The organism is Microbacterium sp. 22296, assembly GCF_052045385.1.
Lineage (GTDB): Bacteria > Actinomycetota > Actinomycetes > Actinomycetales > Microbacteriaceae > Microbacterium.
This window is the reverse complement of record NZ_JBQEOS010000001.1, coordinates 526,359-542,408: the sequence shown is the minus strand read 5'-3', so window position 1 is coordinate 542,408 and position 16,050 is coordinate 526,359. Positions and strand designations below refer to the sequence as shown.

The 16,050-nt window shown below is 69.2% G+C and carries 12 protein-coding genes and 1 pseudogene; 4 read left to right on the top strand and 9 right to left on the bottom strand.

The features are described from left to right. Positions 1-4: 4 nt before the first annotated feature. From dxs to dut, 5 genes are all read right to left on the bottom strand, one after another. Positions 5-1,954, bottom strand: a complete 1,950-nt coding sequence (gene dxs / locus ACTJJP_RS02640) for a 1-deoxy-D-xylulose-5-phosphate synthase (protein WP_440773484.1) — start codon at positions 1,952-1,954, stop codon at positions 5-7. Between the two features lie 227 nt (positions 1,955-2,181). Next, positions 2,182-5,022 carry an aconitate hydratase AcnA gene (gene acnA / locus ACTJJP_RS02635; protein ID WP_440773483.1) on the bottom strand — a complete coding sequence of 947 codons (2,841 nt, stop codon included), beginning with the start codon at positions 5,020-5,022 and terminating at the stop codon, positions 2,182-2,184. 133 nt (positions 5,023-5,155) lie between these two features. Next, positions 5,156-5,911, bottom strand: coding sequence for a DUF3159 domain-containing protein (locus ACTJJP_RS02630; RefSeq protein ID WP_440773482.1), 756 nt, complete (start codon positions 5,909-5,911; stop codon positions 5,156-5,158). Beyond that, positions 5,908-6,540, bottom strand: coding sequence for a DUF3710 domain-containing protein (locus ACTJJP_RS02625; RefSeq protein WP_440773481.1), 633 nt, complete (start codon positions 6,538-6,540; stop codon positions 5,908-5,910). Before ACTJJP_RS02625 ends, ACTJJP_RS02630 begins: the two co-directional genes overlap by 4 nt. Continuing rightward, entirely contained in the window at positions 6,537-6,992 is a 456-nt protein-coding gene (gene dut, locus ACTJJP_RS02620) for a dUTP diphosphatase (protein ID WP_440773480.1), read from the bottom strand. Before dut ends, ACTJJP_RS02625 begins: the two co-directional genes overlap by 4 nt. A gap of 12 nt (positions 6,993-7,004) precedes the next feature. Here dut and ACTJJP_RS02615 point away from each other — a divergent pair, with 12 nt between their 5' ends. Beyond that, positions 7,005-7,496 (top strand): DUF3093 domain-containing protein, encoded by a 492-nt coding sequence (locus ACTJJP_RS02615; protein WP_440773479.1) that lies wholly within the window; start codon positions 7,005-7,007, stop codon positions 7,494-7,496. Here the strand turns inward: ACTJJP_RS02615 and ACTJJP_RS02610 are convergent. Beyond that, positions 7,471-7,764 carry a DUF4193 domain-containing protein gene (locus ACTJJP_RS02610; protein ID WP_058233180.1) on the bottom strand — a complete coding sequence of 98 codons (294 nt, stop codon included), beginning with the start codon at positions 7,762-7,764 and terminating at the stop codon, positions 7,471-7,473. The two genes, ACTJJP_RS02615 and ACTJJP_RS02610, sit on opposite strands and share 26 nt — an antisense overlap. Positions 7,765-7,985: 221 nt before the next feature. Between ACTJJP_RS02610 and sepH the strand changes: the two genes are divergently transcribed. Continuing rightward, complete coding sequence (gene sepH, locus ACTJJP_RS02605; RefSeq protein ID WP_440773478.1) at positions 7,986-9,011, top strand: septation protein SepH; 1,026 nt, start codon at positions 7,986-7,988, stop codon at positions 9,009-9,011. A 45-nt stretch (positions 9,012-9,056) separates the two neighbouring features. Here sepH and ACTJJP_RS02600 read toward each other — a convergent pair whose 3' ends face one another. Further along, positions 9,057-10,175, bottom strand: coding sequence for an alkaline phosphatase family protein (locus tag ACTJJP_RS02600; protein WP_440773477.1), 1,119 nt, complete (start codon positions 10,173-10,175; stop codon positions 9,057-9,059). Positions 10,176-10,245: 70 nt separating this feature from the next. On the opposite strand from ACTJJP_RS02600, the gene ACTJJP_RS02595 reads away from it, so the two are divergent. Beyond that, positions 10,246-12,711 carry a DNA gyrase/topoisomerase IV subunit A gene (locus ACTJJP_RS02595; protein WP_440773476.1) on the top strand — a complete coding sequence of 822 codons (2,466 nt, stop codon included), beginning with the start codon at positions 10,246-10,248 and terminating at the stop codon, positions 12,709-12,711. Between the two features lie 355 nt (positions 12,712-13,066). On the opposite strand, the gene ACTJJP_RS02590 is transcribed toward ACTJJP_RS02595, so the two are convergent. Further along, positions 13,067-15,136 (bottom strand): DNA gyrase/topoisomerase IV subunit B, encoded by a 2,070-nt coding sequence (locus ACTJJP_RS02590; protein ID WP_440773475.1) that lies wholly within the window; start codon positions 15,134-15,136, stop codon positions 13,067-13,069. A 165-nt stretch (positions 15,137-15,301) separates the two neighbouring features. On the opposite strand from ACTJJP_RS02590, the gene ACTJJP_RS02585 reads away from it, so the two are divergent. Beyond that, positions 15,302-15,520 carry a DUF7455 domain-containing protein gene (locus tag ACTJJP_RS02585; protein WP_440773474.1) on the top strand — a complete coding sequence of 73 codons (219 nt, stop codon included), beginning with the start codon at positions 15,302-15,304 and terminating at the stop codon, positions 15,518-15,520. A 69-nt stretch (positions 15,521-15,589) separates the two neighbouring features. On the opposite strand, the pseudogene ACTJJP_RS02580 reads toward ACTJJP_RS02585, so the two are convergent. Further along, positions 15,590-16,050, bottom strand: a pseudogene (locus ACTJJP_RS02580) (alanine racemase); the annotation flags it as partial.

The following is a 16,050-nucleotide window of genomic DNA, read 5'->3' as shown; positions in this document are numbered from 1 at the left end:
GGTTCTACGGGCGTGACTTCTCCCACTGCTCGATCGTGGGGATCGAGCCCGTCGGCGTCTGCCGCGCCATCGGGATGCGGGTGCCGAGGACCTGGGCGACGACGTCCTGCGCGATCTTGGATGCCGTGAGGCCGGCGTCTTCGAAGATCTGCTCGCGCGTGGCATGGTCGATGAACTCATCGGGGATGCCGAGCTCGTCGACGGCCGTGTCCACTCCCGCCTCGCGCAGCACCTGCCGCACGCGCGTACCGACGCCGCCGACGCGGATGCCGTCTTCGATGGTGATGACGAGACGGTGGTCGCGTGCGAGGTCGACGATCGACGGCTGCACGGGGATGGCCCAACGCGGATCGATGACGGTCGCGCCGATGCCCTGCGCCTCGAGTCGCTCGGCGACCTCGAGGGCGAGGTGCACCATCGGGCCGATGCCGACCAGCAACACGTCTTCGCCCGCTCCGCGTCGCAGCACGTCGACGCCGTCGTGGAGACGCTCGATCGCCTCGACGTCGTCGTTGACCTTGCCCTTGGGGTAGCGCACCACGGTGGGCGCGTCCTCGACGGCGGTGGCCTCGCGGAATTCCTCGCGCAGACGCGCGGCGTCGCGCGGGGCGGCGATCCGCATGCCGGGGACGAGCTGCAGCATAGCGAGGTCCCAGATGCCGTGATGGCTGGGGCCGTCCGGACCGGTCACTCCGGCGCGGTCGAGCACGAAGGTCACGCCCGCCTTGTGCAGCGCGACGTCCATCATGACCTGGTCGAAGGCGCGGTTCATGAAGGTGGCGTAGATGGCGACGACGGGGTGCACTCCGCCGAACGCGAGCCCCGCGGCCGACGCGACCGCGTGCTGTTCGGCGATGCCGACGTCGTAGACCCGTTCGGGAAAGCGCTCGGCAAACTGCTGCAACCCCGTGGGGCGCAGCATCGCCGCGGTCATCGCGATGATGTCGTCTCGTTCGGCGCCGACCGCCACCAATTCTTCCGCGAAGACGTCGGTCCACTGCACACCGCCGCCGGCGCCGAGCGCCTCTCCGGTGATCGGGTCGATCTTGCCCACGGCGTGGAACTGGTCGGCCACGTCGCTCATGGCGGGCGCGTAGCCGCTGCCCTTGTCGGTGATCGCGTGGACGATGACCGGAGCGCCGTACGATTTCGCCAGCTCCAGAGTCTCGATGAGGGACTCGAAATCGTGCCCGTCGATGGGGCCGAGGTACTTGATGTCGAGGTTGCTGTAGAGAGCTTCGTTGTTGGTGAAGCGCGACAGGAAGCCATGGGTCCCCCCGCGCACACCGCGGTAGACCGCGCGCGCGGCAGGGCCGAGGCGGCGGAACAGCGTATCGGAGCCACGGTGCAACGTGCGGTACGCGTCGTTGGTGCGTACCCGGTTCAGATAGCGCGCCATGCCGCCGATGGTGGGGGCGTAGGAGCGGCCGTTGTCATTGACGACGATGACGAGATTGCGGTCGTTGTCGTCGCTGATGTTGTTGAGCGCCTCCCACGTCATTCCCCCCGTGAGGGCGCCGTCGCCCACGACGGCGACGACGTGGCGGTCGCGGCGACCGGTGCGGCTGAAGGCGCGCGAGACCCCGTCGGCCCAGCTGAGGGAACTGGAGGCGTGCGAGGACTCCACGACGTCGTGCTCGCTCTCGGAGCGCTGCGGGTAGCCGGCGAGACCTCCGCGCGAGCGCAGGGCCGAGAAATCCTGTCGACCGGTGAGCATCTTGTGCACGTACGACTGGTGGCCGGTGTCGAAGATGATGGGGTCGGACGGCGAGTCGAACACCTTGTGCAAGGCGATCGTCAATTCGACGACGCCGAGGTTGGGACCGAGGTGTCCGCCGGTGCGGGCGACGTTCTCGACGAGGAACGAACGCACCTCGGTGGCCAGCTGGCGCAGCTCGTCGGGGGTGAGCGCGTCGAGGTCGCGAGGTCCGTGGATGCCGGGCAGGAGAGCCATTCGACTCCTCTCGTGCGGTGCGCGCAGTGGTGCGCGTACTGATGAATTCTAGTCTCGGGAGGTACGCCGGGCTCGGCAACGGCTTGCGCGCGGCGCTGCGATCCGACCTCACGGGCTTCGTCCGCAGCTGGCTCGAGCCCTTCCGAGAGGCGCGGGACCGGCGGCCTGTCGCGAACGCGATGTGCCCCGGGAGCCGCAGCTCCCGGGGCACATCGGTGCGTCGTAGATCAGACGAGCGAGCGCAGCACGTACTGCAGGATGCCGCCGTTGCGGTAGTAGTCGGCCTCACCGGGGGTGTCGATGCGGACCACGGCGTCGAACGTGATGGTCTGCTTGCCCTCGGGCGAGAACTCGCTCGGCTCGGCGGTGACCTTCACGGTCTTGGGCGTCACGCCCTCGTTGAGCTGCTCGATGCCCTCGATCGAGACGATCTCGGTGCCGTCCAGGCCCAGCGACTTCCAGGTCTCGCCGACCGGGAACTGCAGCGGGACGACGCCCATGCCGATGAGGTTCGAGCGGTGGATCCGCTCGAAGCTCTCGGTGATGACGGCCTTCACGCCGAGGAGGTTCGTGCCCTTGGCAGCCCAGTCGCGCGACGAACCCGAGCCGTACTCCTTGCCGCCGAAGATCACCAGCGGGGTGCCCTGAGCCTGGTAGTTCTGGCTCGCGTCGTAGATGAACGACTGCGGGCCGCCGGGCTGCGTGAAGTCACGCGTGTAGCCGCCCTCGACGACCGTGCCGTCGTTGACCGCCGCCGTGAGCTCGTTCTTCAGGCGGATGTTGGCGAACGTGCCGCGGATCATGACCTCGTGGTTTCCACGGCGCGATCCGTAGGAGTTGAAGTCCTTCTGCGCGACGCCGTGCTCGGTCAGGTACTGCGCGGCGGGGGTGCCCGCCTTGATGTTGCCGGCCGGGCTGATGTGGTCGGTGGTGACCGAGTCGCCGAGGGTCGCCATCACGCGCGCACCGGTGATGTCGCTGACCGGGGAGGGTTCCATCGACATGCCGTCGAAGTAGGGCGCCTTGCGCACGTAGGTCGAGTCGGCATCCCATTCGAAGACGGGGCCGGTGGGCGTGGGCAGGTTCTTCCAGCGCTCGTCACCCTCGAACACGGTGGCGTACTGCTGGATGAACTGCTCGCGTGAGATCGACGCGTCGATGATCGTCTGGACCTGGTCGGGAGCGGGCCAGATGTCCTTCAGGAAGACGTCGTCGCCGTTCTGGTCGGTCCCCAGGGCGTCGGTCTCGAAGTCGAAGTTCATCGACCCGGCGAGGGCGTAGGCCACGACCAGCGGCGGGGAGGCCAGGTAGTTCATCTTCACGTCGGGGCTGATTCGGCCCTCGAAGTTGCGGTTGCCCGAGAGCACGGCGGTGACGGCGAGGTCGTTCTCGTTGATCGCCTCGGAGACCTCCTCGATCAGCGGACCCGAGTTGCCGATGCAGATCGTGCAGCCGTAGCCGACGGTGTAGAAGTCGAGACCCTCGAGCGCCTTGTCGAGACCGGACTTCTCGTAGTAGTCGGTGACGACCTTCGATCCCGGGCCGAGCGTCGTCTTGACCCACGGCTTGCGCTTCAGGCCCTTGTCGACGGCGTTCTTGGCGAGAAGGCCCGCCGCGATCATGACCGAGGGGTTGGACGTGTTGGTGCACGAGGTGATCGCGGCGAGGGTGACCGCTCCGTTGTCGAGCAGGTAGGACTGACCGTCGGGCGTGGTGACCTTGACGGGGTTCGACGCGTTCGCCGGGTGCCCCGACGAGATCAGCACCTCGGTCTCGGTGACCTCCTCGTGCTCCTCGCCGGGAACCGAACCCGGGTCGGATGCCGGGAACGTGCCGTCGACCTCGAGGTCGACGATCGAGTCGGAGACCGACGAGCCGGCGTAGTTGAGAATGTCCTTCTCGAACTGGTTCTTGGCCTCGGACAGCAGGATGCGATCCTGCGGGCGCTTCGGGCCGGCGATGGAGGGGACCACCGTGGAGAGGTCGAGCTCCATGAATTCGCTGAAGTTCAGCTCGCGCGAGGGGTCGTGCCAGAGCTTCTGCTCCTTGGCGTACGCCTCGACCAGGGCAACGGTCTGCTCGTCGCGACCCGTGAGCCGCAGGTAGTCGAGCGTGACGTCGTCGATGGGGAACATCGCGGCGGTCGAGCCGAACTCGGGGCTCATGTTGCCGATGGTGGCGCGGTTGGCCAGGGGAACCGAAGCGACGCCCTCGCCGTAGAACTCCACGAACTTGCCGACGACGCCGTGCTTGCGCAGCATGTCGGTGATGGTGAGCACGACGTCGGTCGCCGTGACACCGGCGGGGATCTCGCCCGAGAGCTTGAAGCCGACGACGCGCGGGATGAGCATCGACACCGGCTGGCCGAGCATCGCGGCCTCGGCCTCGATGCCGCCGACACCCCAGCCGAGCACGCCCAGACCGTTGACCATCGTGGTGTGCGAGTCGGTGCCGACGCAGGTGTCGGGGTACGCGCGCAGGACGCCGTCGACGGTGCGGTCGTAGATGACCTTGGCCAGGTGCTCGATGTTGACCTGGTGCACGATGCCGGTGCCCGGGGGGACGACCTTGAAGTCGTCGAAGGCGGTCTGGCCCCAGCGGAGGAACTGGTACCGCTCGCCGTTGCGCTCGTACTCGATCTCGACGTTGCGCTCGAGGGCGTTCTCGCTGCCGAAGAGATCGGCGATGACCGAGTGGTCGATGACCATCTCGGCGGGCGAGAGCGGGTTGATCTTGTTGGGGTCGCCGCCGAGGGCTGTCACGGCCTCGCGCATCGTGGCGAGGTCGACGATGCAGGGCACACCGGTGAAGTCCTGCATGACCACGCGGGCCGGGGTGAACTGGATCTCGGTGTCGGGGTCTGCCGTGGGCACCCACGAACCGAGTGCCTGGATCTGCTCCTTGGTGACGTTGGCGCCGTCTTCCGTGCGCAGCAGGTTCTCGAGCAGGACCTTGAGGCTGAAGGGGAGCTTCTCGTGACCGGCGACCGTGTCGATCCGGAAGATCTCGTAGTCGGTGCTGCCGACTGTCAGGGTGCTCTTTGCACCGAAGCTGTCAACCGTGGACACGATCGTCTCCTTCGTCGGCGAATGCGCAGGCGTGGGCCCGCTCTTTCCCATCTTCCCCGCGCGACGAGGCCGATGCCAGGAAGGTCGACCTAACCGCGCGGAGCGACGGATTTATCTTGATATCAAGATAATATCAGGACTCTCGGCGAGGCGAGAGAGAACGCACCACGAGCCACGTCACGGCGAGCATCGGGGCGAACAGGGGCAGCCCCATCACGATCTTCAGGGTGCCGAGCGCGACCACGTCTCCCGCGAAATACAGCGGCAGCTGCACGATCAGGCGCGCGGCGAAAAGGGCCGCCCACGCCAGGGAGAGCCACGTATATGCGCGGCGCTTGCGCGGGTCGTTGCGCCACCGCGTCCCCTCCCCCAGCAGGTAGCCGGCGGCCAGACCGATGAGCGGCCAGCCGATCAGGGCCGACACCAGGAATGCGCTGCCGTAGGCGCCGTTGGTGAAGAAGCCCAAGACGAAATTGTCTTGACCTCGACCCGTCACCAGCGCGAGCACCGCGGCCCCCGCCGTCGCGAGCAGGCCGCCGATCGCCGCGCTCGGCGGCGACTTGGCGACGAGCCGCGCGAGCGTGAACACCACGGCGAGTCCCACCGAGACGCCCAGGCTCAGCCAGAGGTTGCCCTGACGCGTCTCGGGATCGATCGTGAGCGTGAACAGGACGACGAACGCCAGCGACGGCAGCACCGATTCGAGGATGCCGCGTACTCCCCCCATCGCAGACCAGACGGCCGCGCCGGTGGATCCGTGCTGAGCGGGATCGAGACCCGCGCGGCGCGCAGCGCTGCCGAGGGCCGCACCGACGCTCTCCGCCGCGGACGGCGGTTCGAGGGGAACGCCATCGCCGTCGGGCACGGGCCGGCTCGGGTCGTCGCTCATGCGGTGCCGGCGGTGCCCGGCATCCGGAGCGGGATCAGATCACGCGGCGGCATGGGCGAGGTGCCGCGCACCACGACGATCGATCGGAACAGGTCTTCGACGGCGGCAGCGGCCTCGATATCGCTGGTCGCGGCCCCCCCGACGACTCCGCGCAGGAACCAGCGCGGGCCGTCGACGCCGACGAATCGGGCCAGACGCTGCGAGGCGACATCGGCGCCCGCCATGACGGGCACCTCGGCGAGCAGCTCGGGGCCGAGCGGGCCCTCGCGCTCCTCGACGCGACCGCCCTGCTGCTTGACCTGCTGACGGATCTGCTCGCGCGTCTCCTCCCACAGACCGCTCGTGCGCGGGGCGGCGAAGGGCTGCACCTGCAGGGTCGAGTCGGCGTAGTCCAGGCCGACGGCGACGATGCGCTTGGTCTGCTCCTCGACCTCGAGACGGAGGTTCAGGCCCTCGCGGGGCAGGATCTTGATGCCGCCGAGGTCGATGTACGGGCGCACCGGGTTGGCCTCGGCCTCGTCGAAGGGGCCGGCGCTCTCACGGTCGATCGGCGCGCTCTTGGCGGGCGGGGCGAGGTCGGTCACGGGCTGGTCCCCCTCGGGGGTGGTCGGCGTCGCTTCGTCGGTCATCGGGTGCTCCCTTGCAGGCTCTGGTATCCGCTCGATCCGAAGCCGCCGTCGCCGCGAGCGCTGTCGGGAAGGTCGTCGACGGGGACGAAGCGCACGGACGGGACGGGCAACACGATGAGCTGGGCGATGCGGTCGCCGACCGCGATGTCGTAGGCCTCGTCGAGGTCGGTGTTCAACAGCGCCACTTTGATCTCGCCGCGGTAGCCGGCGTCGATCGTGCCGGGCGAGTTGACGATGGTGATGCCGTGCTTGGCGGCGAGGCCGCTGCGGGGGACGACGAAGGCCGCGTGCCCCTCCGGCAGGGCGATACGCACGCCCGTGGACACGAGCGCACGGCGACCCGGTTCGAGGCGAACCGCCTCCGCGGCGGTCAGGTCGGCACCCGCGTCGCCCGGGTGGGCGAAGACCGGGGGCTCGGATGCGACAATGAGGACATCCACCGTTTCGGTCACCCCACGAGGGTAATGCAGAAGAGGGGGTGCGGCATCCGCACCGCAGCCGAGTATCGCGAGCGTCTGAGTCCGTCCCTGTGGGCGCTCGTCGCCGCCGCCGTGTGCGGGCCCATGGCCGCCGTGGTCTTCTCGCCGCTCGACACGACCCTCGCCCTCTTCATCGGGCTGGTCGTGTCGGTGGCCATCGTGGTGGCGCTGCTCGCTCTCTCACCGATCGTGGAGGTGCGCGAGGGCGAACTGCGCGCCGGTCGCGCGCACATCCCCGTCGATCTGCTGGGTGAGCCCGTAGGCGTCGTGGCCGACGAGGCCCGCACCGCGCGCGGGACCGGGCTGGACCGCCGGGCGTGGCATGTCATCCGGGGTGGGATCGACGGCGTCGTGACGGTGCCGGTGACCGATCCCGACGACCCGACCCCGATGTGGGTCATCTCGACCCGCACGCCGGATCGCCTGGTGGCGGCGATCCAGCGCGCTCAGGTCAGGCTGCGCACTCCAGGCAGATGAAGCCGGGGCCGCTCTCTTCAGCGATCTGGGAGCGGTGCTTCACGAGGAAGCAGCTCATGCAGGTGAACTCGTCCTCCTGAGCGGGGAGGACGACGACATCGAGCTCGATGTCGGACAGGTCGGCGCCGGGCAGTTCGAAGCCCGAGGGGTTGTCGGCATCCTCGTTGTCGATCGACCCCGACGCCTTGTCGGGCACGCGCTCCTTGAGGGCCTCGATCGACTCGCTGTCGTCCTCGGTCTTGCGCGGTGCGTCGTAATCGGTTGCCATGCGTGCAGGTCTCTACTTCCGGATTTCGTGGTGCTGTGCCCCATCGGGTGCCCGATCGGGCGGCCATAGTTTGCATGACCCGTCTGCGATAAGCAAATGCTCGAGAGGGGGTATGCGTGTCGGGCGAGGCGTGAAACTCGCGGCGCGCCCGCGATATTCCCGAAAGCACGCGGTGGGCATGTCAGCATGGGCCCTGACCGCAGATCGGAGGGGTGTTTCGCATGGAACAGCTCAAAGTCATCGGAACCGAGGATGACGTCCTCGTCGTGGCGACCCAGGCCGGCGAACGCTTCGCCCTCGCACTCGACGAGGTGCTGCGCGTGGAAGCGCGCCGCGCGCGCCGCGATCGCGAAGACGACGACCGCGCCCCGCGTCCCAGCCCTCGCGAGATCCAGGCGCACATCCGGGCCGGCATGTCGGCCCGCGAGGTGGCGACGCTGTTGAACGCGCGGATCGAAGACATCGAACGTTTCGAGGGCCCCGTGCTCGCCGAGCGCGAGCACGTCGTCAGCCAAGCCCTCGCCGTGCCGGTGCTGCTGGGCGGCACCATCGAGCACGACGCCCCGATCACCTTCGGTGCCGCCGTCCGCGCCAAACTCTCCGAGGCGGCCGCGTCGGCCGAGCGGTGGACGAGTTGGAAAGAGGGCACGAGCTGGATGGTGAAGCTGGAGTTCACCGCCAACGGCGTCGACCACGATGCCCGATGGGGATTCGATCCGCGTCGAAGCACGCTCTCTCCGCAGAACGCCGACGCGATTCAGCTCTCGCGCCAGGGATCACTGCCCGAGGGGCTCATTCCGCGTCTGCGCGCCCTCGACACGGTGCAGAAGGATGACTCGCGCTTCGACAGCGGATCCTTCGGTCCGCGCCGCCTCGACATCGAGGACGAACCGGGCGTGGAGGCCACGGGGCCGGTGGCCCCGGCCGTTCAGGCTGCCGCGATCAAGCGCGCGCCCGACGCCCCCGTGACATCGGCGGAGACAGCTGATCTGCTCGAGGCCCTCCGTCGCCGCCGTGGACAGCGCGAGCCGCTGCCCGGCATCGCCGAGGTCGAGCCGGAGCCGCGCCCGTCGGGTCCGCCCGTCGCACTCTTCGACGCCGTCGAGCCCGGATTCGTCGACGAGCCCCCTGCACCTTCGCCCGAGCCGGAACGCCCGCAGGTCGACTCGGCCCGCCGGGCCAAGGGACGTCCCTCGATGCCCTCATGGGACGAGATCGTCTTCGGCGCACGGTCCGACGAGAGCTGAGCGCGGGTCCCCCGTGGTTGCCGGGCTTGCCGGCATCCACGGCTCTCAGGCGAACGCGCCGAGACGCAGGAGCGGGACCGTGCGCTCCTCGTCGGTGAGCGAGCCGTGCTGGCCCACCATCCGCTGCGGACGCTTGTCGGCCTCGCGGTCGTCGTAGTAGGCGAACCGCCCGCGCGCCGCGATCAGCACGTCGCCGATGCGCGGAAGCACCTCGGCATCCACCGCCCCGAACAGACCGGCGGAGATCGCCTCGTCACGCGTCATGACCCACGCGCGGCCGGCCTCGCGCTCCTTCCACACCGCGGCGACGGCATCCGCGCGCTCGTCCTCGGCGTAGAGATGGAGCATGCGCGGCTCTCCGCCGATGAGGGCGACGCCGTCGAGCAGCGGGTCGCCCTCTCGCAGCAGCACATGTTTGTGCGGCGGCACGTCGACCATTCCGTGATCGGCCGTGACGAGCACCCCGGTGTGCGCATCGACGGCGTCGGCGAGTCGGCGGGCGCCGCTGTCGATGCGCTCGAGCGCGTCGGTCCAGCGGTCGGACTCCCAGCCGTCACGGTGCCCGGCCGTGTCGAGCTCGGGGGCGTACAGGTAGGTGAGGGAACCGGGATGCCGAGCGGCGAGATCTGCCGCGATGGCCACCCTCTCGTCGAGGTCGTCGGCGGGGAAGAACGCCGCGCCCCGCAGGGTCGCCTCGGTGAAACCACTCCCGGTGTACATCGGCTTGGACACGACGAACGCCCGACCGGGAAGGTCGGCGAGGAGCGGCTCCCGTCGCTGCCAGGAGTGCGGGTCCAGTCCGTCGGTCTCCCATCCGTGCAGCTGGTTGGAGGCGATCAGCGTGCCGGGGATCCGCGTGCGATAGCCGACGATTCCGTGCGCACCGGGGTCGACCCCCGTCAGCAGACTGGTGAGCGCCGCGGCCGTGGTCGAGGGGAAGACGGTCCGCGCGACATCGCGACGACCACCGGCGGACGCCAGGAACCGCGCGTGACCGCGACGGGCGGCGAGGTTGTGCGCGCCGAGACCGTCGACGAGGAAGACGATCACGCTGCGCGCGGGCGCGAACCACTCGGACGACCCGTTGATCGCCGCGAGGGACTGCGTCAGGACACCGGTGAGGCTCCGGGAGCGTGGCGGGTCCGCCGGTAAGCTGAGTGACATCGGGGCAAGTCTTCCACACGGCTCCCGATTCCCGTCCGTGCCGGACGCCCGCCCGACCCGAGGCCCTCCTATGCCCGATTCCCGTTCCTCCCCCGCCGCGTCCTCGCCCGTCGTCGAGCGCATCGAAGACGTCGATGTCTCGACCGAGATGCAGGGGTCGTTCCTCGAGTACGCCTACTCGGTCATCTACTCGCGCGCCCTCCCCGACGCCAGAGACGGCCTCAAACCCGTGCAGCGCCGCATCCTGTACCAGATGGCCGAGATGGGCCTGCGGCCCGACCGCGGGCACGTCAAGAGCGCCCGCGTGGTCGGCGAGGTCATGGGAAAGCTGCACCCCCATGGCGATGCGCCGATCTACGACGCCCTCGTGCGTCTCGCACAGCACTTCACCCTCCGCGTGCCGCTGGTCGACGGTCACGGCAACTTCGGCTCGCTCGACGACGGCCCGGCGGCTTCGCGCTACACCGAGGCGCGCCTCGCTCCCCCCGCCCTCGCGCTCACCGAGAACCTCGACGAAGACGTCGTCGACTTCATCCCGAACTACGACGGCCAGTTCCAGCAGCCCGAGGTGTTGCCGGCGGCTTTCCCCAACCTCCTCGTGAACGGGGCGACGGGCATCGCGGTCGGCATGGCGACCAACATGGCTCCGCACAACCTCGTCGAGGTCGTGGCGGCGGCGACGCATCTGCTCCAGCATCCGGACGCCACGGTGGAGGAACTCATGGAGTTCGTCCCCGGCCCCGACCTGCCGACGGGCGGCATCATCGTCGGTCTCGACGGCATCAAAGACGCGTACACGAACGGTCGTGGGACCTTCCGTACGCGAGCCAAGGCATCGATCGAGTCGCTCGGCCCGCGTCGCACGGGCATCGTCATCACGGAACTGCCCTACCTCGTGGGCGCGGAGCGGGTGATCGAGAAGATCAAAGACGCCGTGCAGGCGAAGAAACTGACCGGCATCGCCGATGTCACCGATCTCTCCGACCGGCATCACGGTCTGCGCCTCGTCATCGGCATCAAGACCGGATTCGACCCCCGGGCCGTCCTCGACCACCTCTACCGACTCACGCCGCTCGAGGACTCCTTCGGCATCAACAACGTCGCGCTGGTCGACGGGCAGCCGCAGACCTTGGGGCTGCGCGACCTCCTGCGGGTGTACCTCGACCACCGCATCCGCGTCGTCACGCGCCGCAGCGAGTACCGCCTGGCGCGCCGGCGTGAGCGGCTGCACCTGGTCGAGGGACTGCTCATCGCCATCCTCGACATCGACGAGGTCATCCAGGTCATCCGATCGTCCGACGACGGTGAGCAGGCCCGCGCGAAGCTGCAGGAGGTGTTCGACCTCTCGCATCCGCAGGCCGAATACATCCTCGAGCTGCGTCTGCGGCGCCTGACGAAGTTCTCTCGCATCGAATTGGAAGCGGAGCGCGACCAGTTGAACGCCGAGATCGCGCAGCTCGTCGAGTTGCTCGGCAGTGAGACGCTGCTGCGACAGCAGGTCGCGCGGGAACTGGATGCCGCGGCCGAGGCGTACGGGACTCCGCGGCGGACCCTGTTGCTCAACGGCGGGCCCGTGCAGCCGCGGTCGGCCAAGGCCGCCGCCGCCGCTGACCTGCAGATCGCCGACGCGCCCTGTCGCGTCTACCTCTCAGCGACCGGGCGCATGGTGCGGGCCGAGCTGGTCGCGGACGCGCCAGGCGGTGGCGTGGTGACACCGGTGCGGCGGTCGAAGCACGACGCGATCCGGTCCTCCGTCGACACGACCACACGGGGAGATATCGGCGCGGTGACCTCCGCCGGACGCCTTCTGCGGTTCTCCCCCGTCGATCTGCCGTCAGTGCCGGCCAACTCGGTGCAGGTGGCCGCGGGCATGAAGGTCGAGCAGTACCTGGCGCTCGGCAAGGGCGAGACGGTCGTCGGTCTCGTTCCCCTCACCGACGGACCCACCATCGCCCTCGGCACCGAGCAGGGCGTGGTCAAGCGGGTCTCGGCCAGCGAGCTGGGCACCAAGGACGAGATCGAGATCATCGCGCTCCGCGAGGGGGACCGCGTCGTCGGAGCTGCCCCCGCGAGCGACAACGCGGAGCTGGTCTTCATCGCCGACGACGCGCAGCTGCTGCGTTTCGATGCCTCGTCCGTGAGGCCCCAGGGGCGCTCGGCGGGAGGTATGGCCGGCATCCGCCTGTCGAACGGGGTACGCGCGATCGCGTTCGCCGTTGTGGGTGCGTCGGCGTTCGACGCCGTGGTGGTCACCGTGGCCGGCTCGTCGGCCGCCCTTGCCGGAACCGACGCCGGCAGCGCGAAGGTCTCGGCCTTCACGGAGTTCCCGGCGAAAGGGCGCGCCACCGGCGGGGTGCGTGCGCAGCGCCTTCTGCGCGGCGAAGATGCGCTCGTGCTCGCATGGGTCGGCAGCGAACCGCGCGCGGTGGGCGCCGACGGTTCGGTGCGGACGCTGCCCGAGTCGGGCGCGAAGCGCGACGCGTCGGGGCAGCCCCTCGACGCGGCGGTCGGGGCGATCGGTACCGTCGTCCGCTGAGCTCCGGCCGGCTCCGCTGTCGTGCCCCCCGTCCGGGCATCGGTGGCCCGGGGTGGTGTCCGTGTCGGGTGCACAACGGCGGATGGGATCGTCGACACGCCGGTCGGGGCACGACCTGCCGGCGTGTCACGGCATCCGCCCGCCAGTGTGCACCGGGAGCCGGGGTCCAGGCCCGCGGGTGACTCTGCCGCACCGGCTCGCGGCTCGAGCACACCGGCGGATGGTGCGGCCGACGCGCCGTCCCGGGAGGCCCTCGAGCGGCGTGTCGTCGAATCGGCCCGCCGTTGTGCACATCGATGGCGGAGCGCTACCCACGGGACGGTAGCCGCACCGCGGGACGAGCGGGGGTCGAGGATCAGACGTCGATGGCCTCGCGGGCGAGACGATCGCTGGAGTGCACGATGAACTCCCGGCGCGGCGCGACCTCGCTGCCCATCAGCAGGTCGAACACCTGGGCTGCGCCCTCCATGTCCTGCACACGGACGCGACGGAGCGTGCGTCCAGCGCGGTCCATGGTGGTCGTCGCGAGCTGGTCGGCATCCATCTCGCCGAGTCCCTTGTAACGCTGGATCGGCTCCTGCCAGCGCTTGTTCGACTTCTTGAGGCGCGCGAGCAGGGTGTGCAGCTCCTGCTCGCTGTAGGTGTAGATCGTCTCGTTGGGCTTGGAACCCGGGTTCATCACGATGACGCGGTGCAGCGGCGGCACGGCCGCGAAGACCCGCCCGGCCTCGACGAGGGGTCGCATGTACCGGAAGAACAACGTCAGCAGCAGGGTGCGGATGTGTGCGCCGTCGACGTCGGCGTCGCTCATGAGGATGATCTTGCCGTAGCGGGCGGCGCTGAGGTCGAAGGACCGACCCGACCCCGCCCCGATGACCTGGATGATCGAGGCGCACTCCGCGTTCGACAGCATGTCGCTGATCGACGCCTTCTGCGTGTTGAGGATCTTGCCCCGGATGGGCAGAAGTGCCTGGTACTCGCTGTTGCGCGCGTCGCGCGCGGTGCCGAGGGCGGAGTTGCCCTCGACGATGAAGAGCTCGGAGTTCTCGACGTCATTCGAGCGGCAGTCGACGAGCTTCGACGGCAACGACGACGACTCGAGCGCATTCTTCCGACGCTGCGTCTCTTTGTGCGTGCGGGCCGAGATGCGCGCCTTCATCTCGGACACGATCTTCTCGAGCAGCTGCGCGGTCTGCGCCTTGTCGTCGCGCTTGGCTGAGGCGAACCGCTCCGTCAGCTCCTTCTGGACGACGGATGCCACGATCTGCCGGACCGCGGGGGTGCCCAGCACCTCTTTGGTCTGCCCCTCGAACTGCGGCTCGGGTAAGCGAACGGTCAACACGGCGGTGAGACCGGCGAGCAGGTCGTCCTTCTCGATCTTGTCATTGCCCACCTTGAGCTTGCGGGCGTTCTGCTCCACCTGCGAGCGCAGCACCTTCATGAGGCCCTGCTCGAAACCCTGCTGGTGGCTTCCGCCCTTCGGCGTGGCGATGATGTTGACGAAGGAGCGCGAGGTGGTGTCGTAGCCGGTCCCCCAGCGGACCGCGATGTCGACCTCGCACTCGCGCTGCACCTCGGTCGGAACCATCGACCCGCCGGGTTGCAGCACCGGCACGGTCTCGGTGAACGTCCCGGTGCCGTTCAGGCGCCACGTGTCGGTGACCGCGGCGTCGGGGGCGAGGAACTCCGCGAATTCCGAGATACCCCCGTCGAAGCGATAGCTCGTTTCGACGTTCTCTTCTGCGCGCTCGTCGAGTACCACGAGCTCGAGTCCCGGCACCAGGAACGCCGTCTGCCGCACGCGCTGCACGAGTTCGTCGTGGCCGAAGGCGGCGTCTTTGGTGAAGATCTGCCGGTCGGCCCAGTAGCGGATGCGCGTGCCGGTGACACCGCGCGGTGCTTTGCCGACGATCCGCAGCTCGCTGCTGCGTTCGAACGGCGTGAAGGGCGCGTCGGGGCCGTCTCCGTCGAAGCGCCCGGGCTCGCCGCGGTGGAACGACATCGCGTAGGTCTTGCCGCCGCGGTCGACCTCGACGTCGAGGCGCTCCGACAGGGCGTTCACGACCGACGCGCCGACACCGTGCAGTCCGCCGGATGCCGCATACGAACCTCCGCCGAACTTCCCTCCGGCGTGGAGCTTGGTGAAGACCACCTCGACACCGGTCAGCCCGGTGCGCGGTTCGACGTCGACGGGGATGCCGCGCGCGCGGTCGCGCACTTCGACGCTGCCGTCGGAGTGCAGCACGATGTCGATGCGGCTGCCGTGCCCGGCGAGGGCTTCGTCGACGGAGTTGTCGATGATCTCCCAGAGGCAGTGCATGAGACCGCGGGAGTCCGTGGAGCCGATGTACATTCCCGGGCGCTTGCGCACGGCTTCGAGGCCCTCGAGGACCTGCAGGTGGTGGGCGGAGTACTCGGACGTCACGATTTCCCAGCGTAATCGGGGCCGCCGACATCGCCTGGCAGACACACAGCGGGGTGGGGTCACCGTACGCGCACAGCGAAATGTGATCAAGGCGCGGCATAGGGGAAACATCCGCGTGGTTGTATATGGAGACTCGCCCACGACCACATGAGGAGGGCACCCGAGATGACCACCACGACCGCACCCGACGCGACTGTTCTCGACCACCGTCTGACGGCGGCGGACCGCTGTGACTCCTGCGGCGCGCAGGCGTACATCGCCGCCGAGGTCAACGGCAGCGAACTGCTGTTCTGCGCGCACCACGGCCGCAAGTACGAGGAGAAGCTGCGCAGCATCGCCACCTCCTGGCACGACGAGACGGCGCGCCTCTCCGCCGCCGATTGAGCCCTCACCCCAGATCGGGCCCCGGCCGCTCCCCACGGAGCGGAACGGGGCCCTTCTGCGTCCGGACGCTCACTCCATGTAGACGCGGGGCAGCGAGGGCGATACACGCAACGCGATCTCTTCCCCGATGGTGTCGATCATCTCCGCGAGATCGGTCGCAGTGTGCAACGCGCCCCGACCGAAGACGACGATCTCGTCGCCCGGCCGGGCGTCATCCCACGGCGCGATGACGCTCCGCGTCGGCTCGATGATCTCGACGCGGCGGGGACCTGCGGGGGTGGACACGTCGAAGCGCGCGGAGAGGCTGCTCGGCAGTCCGTGCAGACTTCCCACGTCGAGGTGGACGCCCGCGAGATCGACGGCGGTCACGGTCGCGACCAGGGCGGCGACGGGTTCGATGCCGAGCTCGGCTTCGCTGGGGCCCCCCGTGGGACGGATGCCGTACGAGAACGCCCCCACCCGCACGAGGTCTTCGCGGAACTCCCCGCGCGCGAAGCCGGCGGCACTGGCCGCCAGGTGCGAGAAGCGCG

What these genes read in the sequence shown, in the direction of transcription:
- ACTJJP_RS02595 (WP_440773476.1), top strand. Translation starts at nt 10,246, where the DNA reads ATGCCCGATTCCCGTTCCTCCCCCGCCGCGTCCTCGCCCGTCGTCGAG.
- ACTJJP_RS02585 (WP_440773474.1), top strand. Translation starts at nt 15,302, where the DNA reads ATGACCACCACGACCGCACCCGACGCGACTGTTCTCGACCACCGTCTG.
- ACTJJP_RS02610 (WP_058233180.1), bottom strand. Translation starts at nt 7,764, where the DNA reads ATGGCAACCGATTACGACGCACCGCGCAAGACCGAGGACGACAGCGAG.
- ACTJJP_RS02625 (WP_440773481.1), bottom strand. Translation starts at nt 6,540, where the DNA reads ATGACCGACGAAGCGACGCCGACCACCCCCGAGGGGGACCAGCCCGTG.
- ACTJJP_RS02600 (WP_440773477.1), bottom strand. Translation starts at nt 10,175, where the DNA reads ATGTCACTCAGCTTACCGGCGGACCCGCCACGCTCCCGGAGCCTCACC.
- sepH (WP_440773478.1), top strand. Translation starts at nt 7,986, where the DNA reads ATGGAACAGCTCAAAGTCATCGGAACCGAGGATGACGTCCTCGTCGTG.
- dxs (WP_440773484.1), bottom strand. Translation starts at nt 1,954, where the DNA reads ATGGCTCTCCTGCCCGGCATCCACGGACCTCGCGACCTCGACGCGCTC.
- ACTJJP_RS02615 (WP_440773479.1), top strand. Translation starts at nt 7,005, where the DNA reads ATGCAGAAGAGGGGGTGCGGCATCCGCACCGCAGCCGAGTATCGCGAG.
- ACTJJP_RS02630 (WP_440773482.1), bottom strand. Translation starts at nt 5,911, where the DNA reads ATGAGCGACGACCCGAGCCGGCCCGTGCCCGACGGCGATGGCGTTCCC.